Source organism: Paenibacillus rhizosphaerae, from assembly GCF_014192015.1.
GTDB classification, from domain to species: domain Bacteria; phylum Bacillota; class Bacilli; order Paenibacillales; family Paenibacillaceae; genus Paenibacillus_AQ; species Paenibacillus_AQ rhizosphaerae.
In genome coordinates, this window is record NZ_JACHXJ010000003.1 from 884,368 (window position 1) to 901,629 (window position 17,262).

Annotated in this window: 12 protein-coding genes; 2 read left to right on the top strand and 10 right to left on the bottom strand. The window is 58.5% G+C overall.

The genetic code is table 11. From position 1 onward, the window contains the following. Positions 1-52: 52 nt before the first annotated feature. From FHS19_RS20850 to FHS19_RS20895, 10 genes are all read right to left on the bottom strand, one after another. Entirely contained in the window at positions 53-2,992 is a 2,940-nt protein-coding gene (locus FHS19_RS20850; RefSeq protein ID WP_183583713.1) for a VWA domain-containing protein, read from the bottom strand. Further along, complete coding sequence (locus tag FHS19_RS20855; RefSeq protein WP_183583714.1) at positions 2,976-4,985, bottom strand: vWA domain-containing protein; 2,010 nt, start codon at positions 4,983-4,985, stop codon at positions 2,976-2,978. The genes FHS19_RS20850 and FHS19_RS20855 overlap by 17 nt, the downstream gene beginning before the upstream one ends. Positions 4,986-5,019: 34 nt before the next feature. Then, complete coding sequence (locus FHS19_RS20860) at positions 5,020-5,949, bottom strand: DUF58 domain-containing protein (RefSeq protein ID WP_183583715.1); 930 nt, start codon at positions 5,947-5,949, stop codon at positions 5,020-5,022. Next, complete coding sequence (locus FHS19_RS20865; RefSeq protein ID WP_183583716.1) at positions 5,946-6,935, bottom strand: AAA family ATPase; 990 nt, start codon at positions 6,933-6,935, stop codon at positions 5,946-5,948. The genes FHS19_RS20860 and FHS19_RS20865 overlap by 4 nt, the downstream gene beginning before the upstream one ends. A gap of 23 nt (positions 6,936-6,958) precedes the next feature. Beyond that, complete coding sequence (locus FHS19_RS20870) at positions 6,959-8,653, bottom strand: DUF8809 domain-containing protein (RefSeq protein ID WP_183583717.1); 1,695 nt, start codon at positions 8,651-8,653, stop codon at positions 6,959-6,961. 219 nt (positions 8,654-8,872) lie between these two features. Continuing rightward, positions 8,873-9,808, bottom strand: coding sequence for an ABC transporter permease (locus FHS19_RS20875; RefSeq protein WP_183583718.1), 936 nt, complete (start codon positions 9,806-9,808; stop codon positions 8,873-8,875). Then, entirely contained in the window at positions 9,805-10,734 is a 930-nt protein-coding gene (locus FHS19_RS20880) for an ABC transporter ATP-binding protein (protein WP_089545525.1), read from the bottom strand. The genes FHS19_RS20875 and FHS19_RS20880 overlap by 4 nt, the downstream gene beginning before the upstream one ends. Continuing rightward, positions 10,731-13,103, bottom strand: coding sequence for a DUF8725 domain-containing protein (locus FHS19_RS20885; protein WP_183583719.1), 2,373 nt, complete (start codon positions 13,101-13,103; stop codon positions 10,731-10,733). The genes FHS19_RS20880 and FHS19_RS20885 overlap by 4 nt, the downstream gene beginning before the upstream one ends. Before the next feature lie 369 nt (positions 13,104-13,472). After that, entirely contained in the window at positions 13,473-14,372 is a 900-nt protein-coding gene (gene purU, locus FHS19_RS20890) for a formyltetrahydrofolate deformylase (RefSeq protein WP_183583979.1), read from the bottom strand. A 70-nt stretch (positions 14,373-14,442) separates the two neighbouring features. Continuing rightward, positions 14,443-15,564, bottom strand: a complete 1,122-nt coding sequence (locus tag FHS19_RS20895) for a deoxyribonuclease IV (RefSeq protein ID WP_183583720.1) — start codon at positions 15,562-15,564, stop codon at positions 14,443-14,445. 123 nt (positions 15,565-15,687) lie between these two features. On the opposite strand from FHS19_RS20895, the gene FHS19_RS20900 reads away from it, so the two are divergent. Together FHS19_RS20900 and FHS19_RS20905 are read left to right on the top strand one after the other, a co-directional pair. Beyond that, entirely contained in the window at positions 15,688-16,158 is a 471-nt protein-coding gene (locus FHS19_RS20900) for a DUF2621 family protein (protein ID WP_183583721.1), read from the top strand. 197 nt (positions 16,159-16,355) lie between these two features. Continuing rightward, positions 16,356-17,261, top strand: a complete 906-nt coding sequence (locus FHS19_RS20905) for a TIGR01777 family oxidoreductase (protein WP_183583722.1) — start codon at positions 16,356-16,358, stop codon at positions 17,259-17,261. The last annotated feature ends 1 nt before the right edge of the window (position 17,262 follow it).

Below are 17,262 nucleotides of genomic sequence, written 5' to 3' on the forward strand. Positions count from 1 at the left end.
GCGCGAGTTCTGCTATTAAGCGCACGGCAGACAGTCATGTCTGCTGCGGGCCCTAGCGCGAGTTCCGCTTGCGGGCGGCCAGCAGGCGGTCCATCGCTGCGGACCGCCCTTCTTCCGGCTGCGGCGGGCTTTGCGCCGCAGCTTCCTTGCCCGGCCCGGCCTCCGTCGGCCGGGCTGCAGGCGCCCCGCGCGGCGGCGAAGGCGAAGCCGCCGGGCGGGACGCCCCCGAAGCCGGACGCTCCGCTCCGGCTTCCTGCGGGCTGCGCCCGCTGGCGTCGGCCGCGCCGCGCTCCGCGCGCGCCTGCGGCGCCGGTGCCGGCGGCCCGGCCGAGCGGCCGCCGTAGAAGGCGGCGGTGCGCTGCTTGCGCGCCGCCAGCCGGCCCAGGCCGGCGTCCGGGGCCTCTGCCCCGCCGGCCGGTGCTTGCCGCCGCCGCAGGATGGCGGCGGCCCGCGATGCGATGGCGCCCCATGGGAGCGCCAGGCGGCGGACGGCAATGTCCGCCACCCACAGCACCAGGGCGGCGGCCAGCAGCGCGTAGCTCCAATCATGGAGCTGGCGGCTCGGCTTGGCTTTGGCGGCAAACACCTGCTCCGGATGGTCGATCGACAGCATCCGGCCGCCGGTCAGCTCAGCCAGGCGCTGAAGCTCCTGATCCGCATTCCCGTCCGCAATCCGGTATTCCGGGGAGTAAGGGACGACCAGCCCGCTGCCGGGCGCGGCCGGCTTGCCGCTGCCATCCAGCAGCGTCATCAGATACGAACCGGACTGCTCCACCGGCAGCTCTCCGGTATAGCTTCCCGGCGCCTCCTGAACGAGATCCACCTTATGCTCCTGCAGATCATCCCCGGTAATGACCGCCTGCAGTTTATCCGTGCCAGCCGTATCCGATTTGACTTCAAAACGAACCTGATTTCCCTCGATCTGCGTGCTTACCTCATAAGGGGAAGCCGTAAACTGCGGGAAGGTCCACTTCACCATCTGGGTCACGACATTAGAGAAGGCGGGCCAGGCTACCCAGTCCTTCGACCATTTGCCCATCAGATCGCTCGTCCAGGCAACGGATCGGCCGGATCCGTACTGCCACCTCGCCAGCAGGGGGTCGGGCTCCGGACTGGTCAACACCGTCTGCGCCCCCTGCTTCGGCGTCGTGGCGACATAGCCGTAAATTTGCGGCACGCCGTTTTCAAACAAAGACGTCCAGTCTCCGCCGTTTTGCAGGGCCGGTACAAACGGCTTGTCCACGATGTAGGACTTGGACATCATCGCGGCTTCACGGCTGAAAATCGCCGGTATCGACGAAGCGTCATCCACGAAGTAGTAACGTCCCTTGGCTTCATCTGCCAGCGACTGCAGCAGATTGACGTCCGCGTCCATCCCGACCGCAACCGTGGACATCGTGATTTTGCCGCCCTTCATCTGCTCGATCAAATCGCTGTACCCGCCGTTTCCGGCCGACTGCCCGTCGGTCATCAGAATGATATGCTTCCGCTGGGCCTTGACCTTCAGCATTTCCTCCACGGCAGACGCCGCGGCCGGGTAAATATCGGTCCCGCCCTCGCTTTGGATGGATTGGATCTGCGATATGACGTCTTCTTTGCCGTTCGCCAGGGGCTGAGGGGTCACCACCCACCACGGCTGGGAATCAAAAGCGACCACGCCGACCGTATCCTTGGATCTCAGCATCTCCACCGTACGGATCGCCGCTTCCTTGGCCAGCTCCATTTTGTCCCCGCTCATGCTGCCCGAACGGTCGATAACCAGGATCAGGCCGAGGGACGGGATCTCCCGCTTGCCCTCAAGCTCCATGGAGACGGGCAGCAGTTTTTCGATCGGCGTCTTGAAATAGCCGCCCATGCCGTAACTGTCCTCACCTCCGGTCATCATAAGGCCGACCCCGTAGGTGCGGACCGCCTGTTCGATCATGGCCATCCGACGCTCGCCGACCTGGTCACCGGATACGTTGTTAAAAACGATGGAATCATACGCCGCATACTTTGCCGGCTCCAGCGGCAGAACACTCGGATCGATCCGGTCGTACTGAACCAGGCCCGATGACAGGGCCGACGCAAGATTGGCCGCGTTCCCCTTCTCGCCTTCCACGATCAGCACCTTGGGCGGACCGTCCACCCGGGTAAAGGCGTATCCCGCATTGTTGGCCGACTGGCGGTCGCCGTCCATGAAAATTTCGGCACGATAGCGGTGAAGCCCCGTTTTTTTCGCCAGCCCCTTCACGGCATACCGGTTGTCTCCCGGGGTCACGTCCACCGACTCGCGTCCGATCTCCGCGTTGTCTTCATACAGCCGGAGCTCGCCCTTGCCTTTATAGGTGCTCCGCACCAGCACTTCGATATAATAGGACTCTGCTTGATAGAGCTTCTCCGGGACTTTGACCTCTTCCACGGAAACGTCCTGCTGTTCGGACGAAGGCATCTCCAGCACGTCAACCGGGATGCCCTGGTCCTTCAACAGCCGTCCGGCCGACAGCATGCTGCCGACATTCTCCTCTCCGTCGGTGATCAGGACGATCCGGGAATCCGACCGGCTGTCCAGCATGCTCCCGGAGAGTGTCATGCCGGCTTCCAGATTCGTGTACTCCCGCTTCAGGTCCGCATTAAGCCGAAGGGAGCCCGGAACCTCGCGTGTCTCTTTTTGTTCAACAGCCGCGTCCAGACCCGTTGATACCACCGCGATGGTGTCCTTAGGTTCCTTTCCCTTGGCCGATTGTCCGATAAACGCTTCGGCGCTTTCCGTGTCCGTCATGCTCATCGAGCGGTCGACGACATATACAACCTTCTTTTGGTGCAATACGGTGTAAGACTGCAATCCGGACAGCATCAGCACAAGCAGCAGCAGGATCACGGAACGGATGGCGATCGCCCAGGTCTTGCGGCGGCCGGACAACCGAAAATCCGATCTGTACGCATACACCATCAGAAGCGCCAGCGGCAGGACCAGCAGCAGCAGCCAAGGGTGATTAAATTGAACGCCCACGCTGGTACACCCCCCATTCGGTCACAATCATCAGCAGCACGACGGCCGCGGCCAGCCACATGAGCGAGTAGCGGCTCTGACCGATTTTCCCATCCGCTCCGTGATTCCCTGCCTGTTCTCCGGCAGCTGCCGCCGCCCTGCCTGTATCGTCGTCTTGGCCTGATTTCAAAACAACCGGCTTAGAGGAGGCAAAGGACCCCTCAAAAGGATCGGCAGCCGCCTCCACCAGATAGCTGGTGGTGTTGCCTTGATTGTTCCGCTCTTCGAAAGCATATAATCCGGGTACTTGCGGCGCCGTCTGCAGGGAGGATATCCCCCGCTCCCGCTTCTGCACCTCCGGAACCAGCGCTCCCGCACCAGGCACTCCGGTATGCTGCACCTTCCATTCCGCTTGCTCCGCATCCGCCGCGATCGGCACCTCCATGCCCGATCCGGCGATTACCCTGCCGAGACCCGTGCCTTCGCCTTCGTTCAGCCAAGACACCGCGTTATGGACGAGGATCGGAAATTCCGCCGATAGCGGCAGATCCGTGTCCTGCAGCCGGAACAGAAACGACAGGCGCGGATGTCCCGCCTCCTTGCCCGCATATATTGCCGGCGTACCGCCGATCGTCACCAGCGGCTCGGCCCAGGCCGGCAGCGGTTTCTTGTGCAGCGCACCCACGTAGAGGCCTTTCAGCGTGATGTACCGGTTTACCGGATGATCGGATACTTTAGGCTCCTGACCGTTCACCTTGACTTCCGGACCGCTGCCGCCGATCGACCACAGCGGGGTTTCTTCAAGCAGCTGCTTCCAGGAACCTTCCTTCGTAAAAGCAGGCGCCTGCCCGTCCACAACAATCAAATCCGGCGGATCCTTGGGAACCTGTGGAACAGACGCATGGTTTCCTGAATCCGCTGTTTTTGCGGAATCGCTGGATGCCACCTCTTCCGTCGTCATCCGGGTCACCTGCGCTCCGGTCAACTGCAGCGCCTTCTCCAGAAACAGATTGCCCGGCGTCAGCAGCAGAATGCTCGGCTCCCGGCTGCTTTTCCCAAAAGCGTAAGCTGCGTTGTCCGCGGCATATCCGTCATCGCCATCCAGCTCAATCCGGTAAACATCCGCCGGCGCCAGAGACTGCAGGACCAGCGTGGCGCTGTGCCGGGTAAGATCGGCCGATTCGGTAAGCAGCAGCTTGTTGTCCCCGTAAATGCGCACTTCGACCGGCGTATCCCATGTCCCGCTCGAGCCGAGCACGGCCACCGCATCATTGCCTTCCTTGCCCTGCTGAATGCCAAACTGCTGGATGCCGGCATTTTTCACCGGACCGCTTCCAACCAGGACCGTGTGGGCCGGAACTTCAAACGTCACCTGGTCGCTGGTGCCCTTCCATTCGCCGTCCGTAAAAAGGACAACCTCCGCCTTCTGCTCCTCCCGTGTAAGCGCAGAGGCCAGCGATAGCGTCTCATTATACGCCGCCTGTCCGTAGTAAGGCGTGAGGCCGTCAATCGCATCCTGAATGCGCTTCACATCCTTTTCCCGGGAAATGACGACGTCGGGCTCGGATTTCATACTGAGCAGGGTAACCTCGCTGCCACGGGCATGCTTCTTCACATATTGCTTCATCTCGGATTTCATCCGTTCGATCCGCGTCTCCTGCGGGTTCTGGGAAGGCTGTTCTGCATTGCCGGCCGGTGGCCCAGCTGTTGCGCCCATGCTCCCGGATGTATCGGCAACGAAAACGATATGCCCCCCGCTATTTCCGGATACCCACAGATAAGGCTGCAGCAGGGCAAAAACGAGCAGCGCGGCGGCAAGCAGCTGGAGCCACATCAGCAGACGATTTTGCAGCTTCTGCCACGGGCGGTTGGCTTCGATATTCTTCAGCACCCGGTCCCACAGCAGGTGGCTGGGCACGGTGGTGTCTATAAACTTGCGTTTGAGCAAATACATCAGCAGAATCGCCGGTATGCTGAGCGCAAACCACAGCCCTGCCCATGAACCGATTCCCACAATGCTTCCCCCCTTTCTCTGTAAGCCTGGCCCGTCAGGCGATGACAAGACCTGCCCCCGCCATGACGCCAAACACCGCCTTTTGCAGGCTCATATCTGTCGAAACCCGGATGAAGGTCATGCCGCGATCCGCAGCCAGCTTCATTAGGTATTCCTGATACCGTTCAAGCTCGTCCCGGTAGGCTCGTAACACTTTGCCGGTGAAGGCGATATCCTTACCGGTGCGCAGTTCGCTGTCGATCAGCCTCAGGTCGCCGCTGTAGGCCGGATCAATTTCCTCCGGGGCCAGCACCTGAACGAGCACGACCTCCTGCCCTGCCCCTCTTAGGCGGCTCAGCATGAGCCCGAGATCCTCTTCCCGTTCATCCAGCCAGAAGTCCGAGAAGATCCAGGTCATGCCCGGCAGCCTGGGCATCGCTCCCGGTGCGCCGAAGGCTGCCGCCAGGCTTCCTTCTTCTCCGGGTGCTGCGTCCTGAAAAAACCGAAACAGGCGATGGGCCGCCCCGCGCCCGCGGAGCACGGGCAGGCGGGAGTCGATCTGGCTGCTGAAGCAGCAGGCCTGCAGCCTTTCATAAGAGCTCAGCGCGATATATCCGATGCTGGCGGCCAGCTGCTTCGCATACCGCAGCTTGGAGGGAACCGCTTCATTCCCTTCCCGTCCAGGGGTCCCGCCTGCAAAATCCATCGAAGCGGAGCAGTCCACGTACAGGCTGACCATCAGCTCCTGTTCGTCCATAAACTGCCGGACGAACGGTTTGCCTGTCCGCGCATACACGCCCCAGTCGAACCGGCGGATGTCATCCCCGGGAGCGTAAGGCCGATAATCGGCGAATTCGAGCGAAGAGCCGAGCCGGCTGGAGCGCCGTTTGCCCTGGAGGGTACCGGCCACGCGTTTCGCGGAGCCAAGGCTCATCCGCTCCAGCCGTACCATCCAGTCCGGGGGCAGCAGGTATTCCGCGCTCATCCCTGCGCCTCCGCCCGCTCCAGCATCTCGCGGATCACCTGGTCTGTCGTAATACCCATGGCCTGGCCTTCAAAGTTCAAAAATATCCGGTGCCGCAATGCCGGCACCGCGACGGCATGGATATCGCTTGTGGACAGGTGCATCCTTCCCTGGCAGACCGCCCGGACTTTCCCCGCCGAAATGATCGACTGGATGCCGCGCGGTCCCGAACCGAAGCGAACGTACTTCTTGACGCCCTCCGGCGCCGATGCCTCTTCCGGATGGGTCATCATCAGCAGCCGGGCCGCATAATCCAGCACTTCATCGGCGACCAGCACTTCCCTTGCCCCCTGCTGGATTTCCAGCAGCTCTGCGGCACCGGCCTGCTTCCGCACCTCGGGCTGACGGTTCGTCGTCGTCCGCCGGACGATTTCCTTCAGCTCCTCGCTTCCCGGATATGGCACGAGAATTTTGAGCAGGAACCGGTCCAGCTGGGCTTCCGGCAGCGGATAGGTCCCTTCGTTTTCAAGCGGGTTTTGCGTCGCCAGGACGAAGAACGGTTTTGGCAGAACATGTGTCTCGCTGCCGACCGTCACCGTTTTCTCCTGCATCGCCTCCAGCAAAGCGCTCTGCGTTTTCGGGGTGGCCCGGTTGATCTCATCCGCCAGCACGATGCTGCTGAAGAGCGGCCCGCGCTGAAAAGACATCGAAGTCTCCCCCTGCCGGCCGAAAGAAATAACCTGCGTACCCGTAATGTCGCTTGGCATTAAATCCGGCGTAAACTGGATGCGCGAGAACGACAGGTCGAGCGTGTCGGCAATCGTACGGACCAGCATCGTCTTGCCCAGACCGGGAATGCCTTCCAGAAGAGCATGGCCCCCCGCAAAGATGCACCACAGCATCTGCTCGACGACCTCCTGCTGGCCCACGATCACCTCGGCGATCTGCTCCCGTACCCGGGATATCGTCTCTTTCCAAGCTTCCGGTTGAATTTGCGTATCCAGCATTAGCCTTCCTCCTCAATTGTGGATCAGGGATTCGGATTGATTCCCGTAAAATACTCCTCGACCAGGCCCTGCATCTGCTGCGGCAGGTCGCTGCGCCCCAGCGACTTTTTGGCCTCGGCCTCATATTCTTTGTACACTTCCTCGTAAGGACGGCTCGCTCCCTCGACTCCCGGGGCCACGCCGCCTTTCTGGACCGTTCCGCCGCCACCTTGAATTGGACCGTTGTCTGCCTGCACGTTCCCTTTGCCGGCAAATTCGCGCGGCGTCGTGACGAGCTCGCGACCGCCTTGGCCCAGGCCTGCACCGGAACCGCCAGGCCCCTGGCCTGAGCCGCCGCGCCCGGATCCGCCTTGACCTGCGCCGGAACCGGATCCGCTTCCTGATCCGCTGCCGGATCCCTGGCCGGGGCCGTTGCCTTGCCCACCGGCTGAGCCCGCTCCGCCAGCCGGCTCCGATGCATCGCCCCCGCCGCTGTCCGAAGGCTCGCCCATCCCGGCCGACTCCGCCAGGGCCAGCTGTTCCGCCGCGCCGCCGGTGGCCCAGGCATCCGATACGGGCATGCCGGCCGCCGTCATCTGCGAAGCCAAGCCGAGCCCCTGCGATGCCAGGCTGGCAGCCATTGCCGAAGCGGCGTCGGATTGGCTGGAAGACGCCAGGCTTGCGGCAATCGCTTTAGCCAGTTCATCCTCCAGCCCCTTCAAGGCTTCGTCCAGCTTGGAAGGGTCCGTGCCGGCCAGCGCCTGCTCCGCTTTGTTGAGCGCTTCCTGAAGGGCCCTGGTGTCCTGCTTCTTCGCGGCCTCTTCGGCCATCTTCTTCAGAGCCTCCCGCAGCTGCTCCTTCTCTTCCGGCGACAGCTTCTGGATTTGCTTCTTCAGCTGGTCCAGCGCTTTCTTCATCGCAGCCTGATCTTTCTGCTCCAGGCTCTTCCCGATGGAAGACAGCTGGGGCGTCTGCTGCATCTTCCGGCCCAGCTCCGACAGGTTCCGCGCCTTCTCTTCCTGCTGTTTGGCCGTCTGCTCCATGGCCTTCATCGTTTTCTCCAGCTGCTCCAAGGCCCGGTCCGGATCCTTGGTCCCGCGCAGTTCCTTTTGCAGCGATTTGAGGTGGTCGGCCAGCGGTTTTTTCGCCGTCAGATCCAGCTTCTTCGTCTCGAGCTCTTTCACCAGATCTTCCGTTTTCTTCCGCTGTTCCTGAACCCACTGCTTCTGCTCCGCCGCCTGGGCAAGCTTGTCGTCCATCGGGCTTGGCAGCAGTGCCAGAGCAAGGCATACAGCAAGTCCCCCACCGCAGCCAGCCCACCACTTCGTCAGCTTCGGCCTGCTCAGCCTTGTCTTCAGCTGTGCCGTAAACAGGCGGCCGTATTCGGCGGCCTGGGTCCGCTGCCACCGAGCCGCCGCCGAATCGTTCCCGGCAAAAGACAATGCGGTCACCATCATGTCGCTTCGCTCCGCGCTGCCGCTGGCGAGGTCCATCGCCTCAGCCGCTTCCTTCACACGGATGCGGTGCAGCAGCCCGGCGGCCAGACCGGCAGCCGCCCCTGCTATCACAAGCCCGGCAGCGGCCAGCTGGTAGAAAGGAATCGGCCACAGCCTGGCGGCGAGCAGGAGAAGCAGCGCTGCCGTCAAACCACAGAATAACCCGTATGCCAAATACCTCTGCATTCTGAAGACCTGCAGACGGGCGCGGGCCCGGTGAATCGCCTGCATGATCGGGTCCATGGTTTCACCTCCTTTTTAAATCGGTTTATCTCCTCATCATATCGTCCGCCAAAAGCGGCTCAAGTCAGGTGCCATTTATTGCGATCTCAACCGCCTGCCAGCGTGTTTATTGACGCCAGGTTCACCTGTACTCAACCATCTGAATCATTGTCGGCCCCATAAATACTCGGCAGCTGTCCTTATAATTCCGTCCTGTCTCCTTACAATCCCGCCTAGCGCTCACTTCACGGGCTTCATCGTTGCTCCGCCATCCGTGCCGTCTGTCTCTGCCTGCTTCCTTCTCCGGCGAACGGGACGAATCCGGCGGATGCTGATCCAGAGCGACACGATGATGACCACGCTGTACACCACCACAAATTCCTGCCACAGCTGAATCGGCGCATCCGCGTTGAGCGTCGTTCCCCGGACGAGGAAAGCCTGTTTGGAGAAGCTCGGTTCGAATAAGCTGATCAACGCCGCCGCCGGATTCAAGCCGAGGATAAAACCGACCCAGGAGTAATCCGGCTGCAGTACTGATTGTGCATTTTGATGCTGAACCATGCTCAGTGCGAACAGATACAGTAGTCCGGTCAGCAAAAAGATGCACAATCCCACGCCATAGGTCACGATCACGGAGATCATCGTCCGCTTCAGCAGGGTGGAGAAAAGAACCCCCAGCGATCCCAGCATCAGCATAATGAACAGATAGAACAGGAACAGTGAGACCAATTGATTCAGGGAGATGCCGCCATACATAAATACGATGCTATACACCGGCAGCGTCGCTACCACGATCAGCGCCATAAAGCTGAGCGAGGATACCAGCTTGCTCAAAATAATCGTCGACGAGCTCTGTTGGGTGGTAAGCAGCATGCTGAGCGTCTGCTTTTCCCGTTCGCTGCTGATGACGCCCGCCGTCAGCGCCGGTGCCATGAATGCAATCAGCACCAGCTGGGCAAAGCTCAGCACATAGAACATGATCTGCCCCATGTTCGAGTTGAATCGGGTCTGCCCGCCGCCGTTCCCCAGGTACATGCTTACATAAATAAAGCCCAGGGCAATCAGCCCGAGAACCAAAATATACACCATCAAGGAAATCGCCGACCGAGGGGTCCGCATCCGCAGCCGAAACTCCTTATCCAGCACGGGATTGATCCATTTGCGCGTCCAATTCATGTCGCGGGCCCTCCTTTCGTAATTTCGAGGAATACGTCTTCCAGGTTGGTCTGCGCCTCGTGAAACGATAGCACGGGGTAACCCCATGAGACGATTCTCTGCAGCAGCGCTCCCTGATCCTCATCCCCGCCGCCGAAATGAACATGGATGCCGGTATTGTCGGCAAGCACGCCGCTGACGTAAGGTTCATCCCGCAGCCGTGCCGCAAGCTCCTCTTCCTTATCCAGCGAACGGATGTGCAGCACTTTTTTGACGCGAAGACGATTCTGGATATCGGCCACCCGGCCTTGGGCGACCATTTGCCCGTGCTCGATGACGCCGATTTCATCGACCATTTCCGCCAGCTCGGGCAGGATGTGCGAGGAGATGATGATCGTTTTGCCCATCAGCTTCAGTTCCTTCAAAATTTCGCGCATTTCGATGCGCGCCCGCGGGTCGAGCCCGGATGCCGGTTCGTCGAGAATGAGCACCTTCGGGTCATGCACCAGACATCTGGCCAGGCACAGCCGCTGCTTCATCCCCCGGGACAGACTGTCAACGTAGGTGTCCGCTTTGTCGCTCAGGTTGACGAGCTCCAGCAGCTGGGGAATCAGTTTGTCCCGCTCCCCGCGCGGGATGTTGTAGCTGGCTCCATAAAAGTGCAGGTACTCCGTCGTTTTCAGCTGGTCATAGACCCCGAAGAAATCCGGCATGTAGCCGATTCTTTTGCGGACCTCCTTGGGGTTTTCGGTCACTTCAAAGCCGTCTACCCGAGCGGTGCCCGAAGTGGGCAGCATGAGCGTGGCCAAGATCGACATTGTCGTCGACTTGCCAGCGCCGTTCGGGCCGACGAATCCGAAGACCGTTCCCTGCGGAATGTACATATTAATATCTTTTAACGCCTGAAAGCTCCCATATGTTTTCGTTAAATGTTCAATTTCGATCATGGCTTCTCCGCCCCCTTCAGGCTGATCTCCGGAAGTTTCAACTGGACATGCTCCTGGGCTGTCAGCATCAGGCGGATCCGGCCACCCGCCAAGTATTGCTGGACGTTCTTCTCCGCCTTCCACTGCTTGGTGGCATCCCAGGTTACCGGGTCCCACGTCTGCTTGTCATTGTTGAAAATCCGGTATTCCGTTTTCTTCCCGGGGTTGTTCGCACGGAGAGTCAGCACGGCAGAGGCACCCTGCTTCAGCGCAGGCACCGTATATTCAAACGTGATGCTGCCTTGATCCATTTCGGTGGATCCGCTCGGATCCTCATACCATCCCGGCGACGATATTTGCGTAACCTTCGGCTGAATAAAGCCGAAAGGAATATTGAGCTTCCCGTCCTGCGCCCAGTCGATGGAAACGGGCTGAGCCCACAGGTTCAGCTGATTGCCTTCCAGCTTCTTACCCTCCATGGTGTAGCTGACCAGCGGATCCTTGCTCCACGCCATTACGTAGGAGCCTGACTGATACCATGCCGTATTCGGAACCGAGGTCATGAGAATTTCCCGCTCCCGCGTAAATTCGTCCGCCTGTCCTCCGGTCTGGTTGCCAAAGATTTGGTTGGCCATATTGTACGTCTGGATAGAGGTCGGTTTGCCGGCAGCCGACAGCGGCTTGGTTTCCCCCTTGCCGAGGTCGTCAAGTTCAAAGAGGCTGCCGCCTAGCACCAGCACCGCATGATTCATGTTATACGAAGTGTTGTTCGTCACCTGGCCGCCGATATTGCCCTTGGCGTCCAGCTGGATCTTTACCTCGAACTGGCCGACCTTCCGGTTCTCCCGGCGATCGGACCATACCTTTGCGAGGGACCACTGCGGCATATCACTTAAGGTCAGGCGGGTCGCCTGATCACCGACCTCCACGAAGCTGCTCGAACGGTTCGAGCTGCCGAAAGCCCCATTGGTCCGATCGACCGTCAGATAGGTATGCGCCGGAAAATCGATCGTGAACTCCCCGCTTCGGGGCGTAAAGAACGCCGAGGCGCTTACTTCAGAAGCATTGCCCTTCCCGTCCAATTCGAGCATGTTGATGGTATGGGCAAGCTGCTTGGTCTTATCCGCCGCCCCAATCATGTAGACGGCGCCGCTCGCAATAACGGCGATAAGCGGAATGATCCACCAGGCCCATTCGCGTTTGTCGGCCCTTTTCAAAATCCAGTACAGCACGGGAGCCACAATCACTGCATAAATGATGAGCAGCCAGGCCATGGCCGGAAAAGACGGCATTTTCAGCGAAGGAAAATAATCCAGCACATTAATGAGATTATACATCTGGCTTTGCTTCATATTGAACTTGTTGTTCGGCTGATTGGACAGCGCCAGGTGATCCCTCAGCAAATACGACCAGACGGACGGGTGACCGCTCCAGGAAGCCAGCGGCTCCATCGACAAATCGTAGGCCGCATAGAGCACGGTGCCCTGCTCAACTTGGCGGGAGGCGATGAGCGGCTTGCCGCCGGCCTGATACATGACTTCTCCCCCTTCTACCGGAGAAGCGTCGGAGAGCGTGAGCTCACCGCCCAGCTCCAGCGGTTTGCCGCCCAGCTTGGCGAGCTCCGGAAGGGATGACGCCGTGTAAGTGCCTGTATACTGAACCGGGGCAACCTGCTCGAAAGCGGCCGCCGTCTTCGGATACGCCGCACCGCCGGCAAGAACCAGCTCCCCGCCGGAACGCACCCACTGCTCCACAGCTGCGGTCTGCCCTTTGGACAAGGTATCCGAGGCAAAACGGTTCAGCACCATGACGTCAAGGCTGTCCAGCAGCATCGGATCCTCCGGTAAATCCGTGCTTTTAAGCGGCAGAACGTTCAGATCATACCCGCTGCTCCGCAGCACGTTCAAAAAATTCATGGTGTCGGGATCCTCCGACAGAACAGCCACATTGGAAACTGTTGCAGACATGCCCTTTAAATACGGCGTGCCGGAGCTGAAGCTGATGAGCCTCCCCTTCTGAAAGGAATCTTTATAAAAACGGATCTCATTGTTATCCTTGGTGAAGTTGTCCCCCGGCACGCCCATGACGATGACCTTGGCCGTATCCTTCGGCAGCTCGACGTGCTGAACGTAAGTCGTCGGGGCCAGCCCGCCGTTGATCTGAATGACCAGATCCCCGGAAATATCCTGGCTGCTGGTGAGGGTTAGTTTGACGGGATTCCAGCTGCCCATTTTCATTTTGCCGCCGTAGCCGATTTCGGTTTTCAGCGAAATGGAAGGGGCATCCTCCGCGTGTGCGGTGCCGCCCCATCCGGGCAGGAGCAGCAGCACCCATACGGTAAGCAGTACTGGAAGTACGACCCGCCTTATGTAACGTCGAAATGATTGCATGATTGTCTCCTCTCTTCTCTCAAGCTTCTTTGGTCATTCTACTATAGGGATGCGGCGAAATTGGTAAAATATTTTCATAATTTTGGATAAATTGTCCGGACTGGGCTAAATCGACAAAAAAAATCCCGCTCCATGTTAGAGCGGGACGGACATACCTACAGCTTGATGCGCACGGTGATCCCCACAGCTCCATGTTATTCACCCTATTGACGAACGCGGCTGGGTCAAACCCTGCATCCACGTCACATCTTCCTGAAACTAGCGAGCCGCTTCACGTACGTAAAAAGCCTGTATTCAATTTTTCGATGATTCATAGACACTGGCTGCCATCGCAAAAGTTACGCGCAAAGGGTGCCTGCCGGTTGTGGGTTACCCGTTAAATACGACCGTCTTATTCTCGTGCACGAGAATGCGGTCTTCGATATGCCATTTCACCGCGCGCGCCAGCACGACACGCTCGATCGTTCGGCCGATCCGCTTCAGCTCGCTGACATCGTCGCGGTGGCTGACCCGCTGAACGTCCTGCTCGATGATCGGTCCTCCATCCAGCTCCTCCGTCACGTAGTGTGCGGTCGCCCCGATGATCTTCACCCCGCGCTGGTACGCTTGGGCATACGGTTTGCCGCCGACAAAGGCCGGCAGGAACGAATGGTGGATGTTAATAATCCGGTTGCGGTAGTGCTCGATAAAGAACGGCGAGACGATCTGCATATACCGGGCAAGGATGATCACGTCGATGTCGCCGCCTACGACTTCAAGCTGGCGCTGCTCCGCCTCCTTTTTCGTATCCGCCGTCACCGGAATGTGATGGTACGGAATGCCGAACGATTCGACGTATTCCTTCATATCCGGATGGTTGCTGACCACCATGGCGATTTCGGCATCCAGGTCGCCAGCCTGCCATTGCCACAGCAGCTCGACCAGACAGTGGTCTTCCTTGGATACGAAAATGGCCAGCTTCTTCTTACGGCTGACGTTCTGCATTTTCCAATCCATCCGGAAGGTCGATGCCACTTCGCTGAATCGGCTTTCCAGCTCCGGCAGCCTCTTCTCCAGCTCAGGCAGGTCGAATTCAACGCGCATAAAGAACATGCCGCCTTCCGGATCCATTGTATATTGGTCCGACTGGACGATATTCGCGCCGTGCTGATGCAGAAAATGCGATACTGCCGCCACAATTCCCGGTCCGTCCGGACAAGAAATCAGCATTCTTGCGCGGTTGGCGTGCGCATTTCCCGTGTTGCTTTCCTTTTTGACATGCAATTCCATGTGTAAATCCATTCCTCTCTCTCGTGTTCTCTCTCTTAAACCGTATGGCCCCTCTGTGATTCCGTTCGGCTTACGCCAAAATCCCTTTACCCGCAAGCCATGCGGTCAGGCGCAGATTGATCTGCTCCTCGCTGAGCTCAGGGAACAGCCCCGCTTCCATAATCATGTCGTACAGCCGCTCCAACGGCTCGCGCGGATCGGCCTTCTTCGCCTTGGCGTCGGTCTTCAGCACATTCCACACGTCCAGCACATATTGGCGTGGATCGATTTCCTGTTTGTCAAAGAAGGAATGCATCTGTTCAACTTGTCCGAGGAACTCGGAGCCGAACCGTTCGCCGACATTGCCGCGAAGGAGCGCAATCTCCACCTCGTACATCGGCCGCTGCGTCTTGGCATCCTTGCCGATCCACGGCGTTTCCAGAATGAACGGGAGCCCTTGCAGCTTCTCATGGTGGACAACGCGGTTGATGGCGTCAAAGCCGATCCAGCCCGATCCGATTGGCGTATGGCGGTCTTTGGCGGCGCCGCGCGGATTTTTACTGTCATTGATATGAACGACGCCGATCCGGTTCAGACCGATGATCCGGTCGAACTCTTCCAGCACGCCATCAAGGTCGTCCACGATATCATAACCGGCGTCATGAATGTGGCAGGTGTCCAAGCAGATCGTCAGGCGTTCATTTTGCTTGACCTTGTCGATCATTCGGGCGATCTCGTCGAACGTACGTCCCATCTCCGTGCCTTTGCCGGCCATCGTCTCCAGTGCGATATGAACATCCGTCTCGTTGGTTCCGTCAAGCACTTCATTCAAACCGTCGGCGATGCGCTGAATGCCGTATTCGGCATCCATGTCGGTGTAGGCGCCGGGATGCAGCACGATGTTTTTGACACCGATGGCATGGGTGCGCCGGATTTCCTCCTGCAAAAAGTTTACGGCGAGCTCAAACGTATTCGACTTATAAGAGCCGAGGTTAATAATGTAAGGCGCGTGAACGACGATTTCGTCGATGCCGCTCTCTTTCATTTGGGCTTTGCCTTCTTCGATGTACATCGATTCAATGGGCTTGCGCCGCGTATTCTGCGGTGCGCCCGTATATATCATAAACGAACTCGATCCATAGGTGTCCGCTTCTTTGGTTGCAGTTAACAGGCCCTTGTCCGAAAAGGACACGTGAGAACCAATTTTGAGCATGGTTTATCCCCCTTAAACGAATTATCCCTTATTTTATCGTGGATAATGAAATAAATCTATAAATGCGTTATAATTCTAAAGAATGGAATATAACTGCGATCAACGATTTATAGAGGTGAAAATATGCATAGTTCACTGGGCACAAAGTTGCTGACTGCAACGGCGCCGTCCAACACGTTTATGAATTCCATATTTGTGTGGGCCATCATTTTGCTCGTGTGCATGGTGATCGGCGGATTTTTCATGATCCGCAAATTTCTGAAGGTGCTGCCGAAGAATGACGGCAAGTCCAAGCTGGACTGGCAGAATTACTGGGTCGAAACCAGCCGGCATCTGTGGACGGACGAATCCAAGGCGTTTCTGGACAAACTGGTGAAGCCGGTACCGGGTCCCTTCCGGGATATCGCCAAGCATTCGATCGCGGCCGAAATCGGAAAAATTGCGGTGGAGAGCGGAGCCAAGGAAGTGACGCAGGATCACTGCATCCAAGGATATATTAAAGCAACGCCAAAGCGGGACAATAAATTCCTGGTAGCCTTTCTGAACAAGAACCAGATTGACTATACGCCTTACAAGCATCTGATGGATAAATAATCCGCAGCTGGGCCTGGGTTTTCAGGACCTCTTATGGAAACCCGGGATTGGAAAAAGAATAGCGCTTATAGACGGAACACCCCCGTGCAAGAGTACTCACATTGAAGAAATGGGTTCATTTCGACAGTCTGATCTCTCGCCGGGGGTTATTTATATACATATCACAAAATGAGATCAACTTCGGAGGAGAGGATAGGATGAGAGTCGCCATTTGCGGAGGAACCGGCTTTATCGGCAGCGCGCTGTCGGAGCATTTGCTTAAAAACGGGCATGAGGTGACCGTGGTCACCCGCAGGATTCCGCCCGATCATAAACGCGACCCCAGGCTGGTGTTGTATACGTGGGATGAGATTGCGAGCCATCCCGAATGGATGGAGGGCATGAATGCGGTGGTCAATTTGGCCGGTTCTTCATTAAGCCAAAGATGGACCGCCAAGGCAAAGGCCAGCATCATCCACTCCCGTCTCACTACCGTGGCTGCCGTCGCCAAGCTCGTGAAGGAGCTGCACAGCAAGCCCGGGGTTGTTATCCAGGCCTCAGCTATTGCCGTTTACGGCACCTCATGGACCGACACTTTTGACGAAAACAGCCCGAAGCGGGCCATGGATTTTCCTTCAGATGTCGTCAGCCAGTGGGAAGACGCCGCCGACACCATCCAGGGCGTGCGGCTCGTCAAGCTGCGCATCGGAGTCGTGCTTGGAAATCAGGGCGGAGCCTTCCCGATCATGCGCCTCCCCTACCGGCTGGGGGTCGGCGGCAGAATCGGCAGCGGCCGGCAGTGGCTGTCGTGGATTCATTTGGAGGACATCGTCCGGCTGATCGAGTTTTGCATGACGCATCCGGCGGCCGAGGGTCCGGTGAATGCCACGGCACCCGAACCGGTAACCAATGATCAATTCGGGCAAGCCGTGAGCCGTGCGTATCACAGGCCTCACTGGTTTCCGGTACCCGCTGTGATGATGAAGGCTGCTCTTGGCGAACAATCCTTGATCATCTTGGAAGGCCAGCGCATTCTCCCGGCCAAGGCGCATGAGCTGGGCTTTGAATTCCGGTATCCCCGTCTTCGGGAGGCTCTGAACAACCTTGCGAACGAGCAGGGATGAA

Coding starts and splice junctions, on each gene's coding strand:
- FHS19_RS20860 (WP_183583715.1), bottom strand. CDS start 5,949: ATGAGCGCGGAATACCTGCTGCCCCCGGACTGGATGGTACGGCTGGAG.
- FHS19_RS20865 (WP_183583716.1), bottom strand. CDS start 6,935: ATGCTGGATACGCAAATTCAACCGGAAGCTTGGAAAGAGACGATATCC.
- FHS19_RS20870 (WP_183583717.1), bottom strand. CDS start 8,653: ATGGACCCGATCATGCAGGCGATTCACCGGGCCCGCGCCCGTCTGCAG.
- FHS19_RS20875 (WP_183583718.1), bottom strand. CDS start 9,808: ATGAATTGGACGCGCAAATGGATCAATCCCGTGCTGGATAAGGAGTTT.
- FHS19_RS20880 (WP_089545525.1), bottom strand. CDS start 10,734: ATGATCGAAATTGAACATTTAACGAAAACATATGGGAGCTTTCAGGCG.
- FHS19_RS20885 (WP_183583719.1), bottom strand. CDS start 13,103: ATGCAATCATTTCGACGTTACATAAGGCGGGTCGTACTTCCAGTACTG.
- purU (WP_183583979.1), bottom strand. CDS start 14,372: ATGGAATTGCATGTCAAAAAGGAAAGCAACACGGGAAATGCGCACGCC.
- FHS19_RS20895 (WP_183583720.1), bottom strand. CDS start 15,564: ATGCTCAAAATTGGTTCTCACGTGTCCTTTTCGGACAAGGGCCTGTTA.
- FHS19_RS20900 (WP_183583721.1), top strand. CDS start 15,688: ATGCATAGTTCACTGGGCACAAAGTTGCTGACTGCAACGGCGCCGTCC.
- FHS19_RS20905 (WP_183583722.1), top strand. CDS start 16,356: ATGAGAGTCGCCATTTGCGGAGGAACCGGCTTTATCGGCAGCGCGCTG.